We start from the raw sequence: 2,568 nt of genomic DNA on the forward strand, positions 1-2,568 counted from the left end.
GCCGGGGCTGACCCGAAGCGCTCCCCGGCCCCGCCCGGGGCCCCCGCCCCGGCGCGGGGGCCCCGGGCGTGTTGCCCGAGGTCACGCGACACGGCCCCCGGCCACCCGGCACAATGCAGGCCGGGGGGATGCCCCCCGGCAAGCAAGAACGTGCTCATCGCGACACGAGCACGGCCAGCACAGCCAGTACGAGAAGGCGAGTCGGGAAAACCGTGACGACGTCCATCGAAGGCAGGATCGCCGAGGAGCTCGGCGTACGTGAGCGACAGGTCAGGGCAGCCGTCGAGCTGCTCGACGGCGGATCGACCGTGCCGTTCATCGCGCGCTACCGCAAGGAGGCGACCGAATCCCTCGACGATGCGCAGCTGCGCACGCTGGAGGAACGGCTGCGCTATCTGCGGGAGCTGGAGGAGCGGCGTACGTCGATCCTCGACTCCGTACGCGAACAGGGCAAGCTCGACGCGGCGCTGGAGGCGAGCATCCGGGCCGCCGAGACCAAAGCGCGCCTGGAGGACATCTACCTGCCGTTCAAGCCGAAGCGGCGGACGAAGGCGCAGATCGCCCGGGAGGCGGGGCTCGAACCGCTGGCGGACGGCCTGCTCGGCGACCCGTCGGTCGATCCGCTCGCGGCGGCCGCCGCGTTCGTGGACGGCGACAAGGGTGTGGCGGACGCGGCCGCCGCCCTGGACGGGGCCCGGTCGATCCTCACCGAGCGGTTCTCCGAGGACGCCGACCTGACCGGCGAGCTGCGCGAACGCATGTGGACGCGCGGCCGGCTGGCGGCGAAGGTGCGCGAGGGCCAGGAGGAGGCCGGCGCGAAGTTCGCCGACTACTTCGACTTCGCGGAGCCGTTCACCGCGCTGCCCTCGCACCGGGTGCTCGCGATGCTGCGCGGCGAGAAGGAGAACGTGCTCGACCTGGTCCTGGAACCGGAGGAGCCGGAGGCCGCCGACCGGCCCGGCCCCTCCGCCTACGAGAACATGATCGCCCGCCGCTTCGAGATCGCCGACGGGGGCCGCCCGGGCGACAAGTGGCTCGGCGACACCGTGCGTTGGGCGTGGCGGACCCGGATCCAGGTGCACCTCGGCATCGATCTGCGGCTGCGGCTGCGCACGGCGGCGGAGGACGAGGCGGTGCGGGTCTTCGCCTCGAACCTGCGCGATCTGCTGCTCGCCGCCCCGGCCGGGACCCGGGCCACGCTGGGCCTGGACCCCGGCTTCCGTACGGGGGTGAAGGTCGCGGTCGTCGACGCCACCGGCAAGGTGGTGGCCACCGATGTGATCCACCCGCACGTGCCCGCGAACAAGTGGGACCAGGCGCTCGCGAAGCTCGCGCACCTCGCGAAGGAGCACGCGGTCGACCTGGTCGCGATCGGCAACGGTACGGCGTCCCGTGAGACGGACAAGCTTGCCGGTGAACTGATCGACAAGCACCCGGAGTTGAAACTCACCAAGGTGATGGTCTCGGAGGCGGGCGCCTCGGTGTACTCCGCCTCCGCGTTCGCCTCGCAGGAACTGCCCGACATGGACGTGTCCTTGCGCGGCGCCGTCTCCATCGCCCGGCGCCTCCAGGACCCGCTGGCGGAGCTGGTGAAGATCGACCCGAAGTCGATCGGCGTCGGCCAGTACCAGCACGACCTGTCCGAGGTGAAGCTGTCCCGTTCGCTGGACGCGGTCGTCGAGGACTGTGTGAACGGGGTCGGAGTGGACGTCAACACCGCGTCCGCGCCGCTGCTTTCCCGTGTGTCGGGCATCAGCTCGGGGCTCGCCGAGAACATCGTCGCGCACCGGGACTCCAACGGCCCCTTCCGGTCCCGCAAGGCCCTCAAGGACGTGGCGCGGCTCGGCCCGAAGGCGTACGAGCAGTGCGCGGGCTTCCTGCGGATCCGGGGTGGCGACGACCCGCTCGACGGTTCCAGCGTGCACCCCGAGGCCTACCCGGTGGTGCGGCGGATGGGGAAGACGGCGGGCGGCGAGGTGGCCTCGCTGATCGGCAACGCGGAGGCCCTGCGGTCGCTGCGCGCGGCGGACTTCGTGGACGACATGTTCGGGCTGCCGACCGTGACGGACATCCTCAAGGAGCTGGAGAAGCCGGGGCGCGACCCGCGCCCGGCGTTCCGCACCGCGACCTTCAAGGAAGGCGTCGAGAAGCTCGGCGACCTGGAGCCCGGCATGGTCCTGGAGGGCGTCGTGACCAACGTGGCCGCGTTCGGCGCGTTCGTCGACGTCGGCGTCCATCAGGACGGTCTGGTGCACGTCTCGGCGCTGTCGAAGACGTTCGTGAAGGACCCGCGCGACGTCGTGAAGCCCGGGGACATCGTGAAGGTCAAGGTCATGGACGTCGACGGGCCGCGCAAGCGGATCTCGCTGACGCTGCGTCTTGACGACGAGCCCGGCGCGGGCGGCTCCGGCGGCGGGCAGCAGGGCCGCGGCGAGCGGGGCGGCCGTCCCCCGAAGCAGCGCCAGGGCCAGAGCCAGGGACAGCCGTCCGGTGGCGGCCAGGGCCGGCAGGGCGGCGGCCGGGACCGGCGCGCCGGGAACGGTGGCGCGTCCCGGCAGGGCCAGGGGG

General features: G+C 72.4%; 1 protein-coding gene. It reads left to right on the forward strand.

Going from position 1 to position 2,568, the window contains the following annotated elements; translation table 11 throughout:
• Positions 1-212 precede the first annotated feature (212 nt).
• On the forward strand, positions 213-2,568 hold a 2,356-nt coding region (locus CR470_RS37305), incomplete at its 3' end, for a Tex family protein (RefSeq protein ID WP_097872159.1).

The organism is Streptomyces sp. rh34, from assembly GCF_002551245.1.
Classification (GTDB): Bacteria; Actinomycetota; Actinomycetes; order Streptomycetales; family Streptomycetaceae; genus Streptomyces.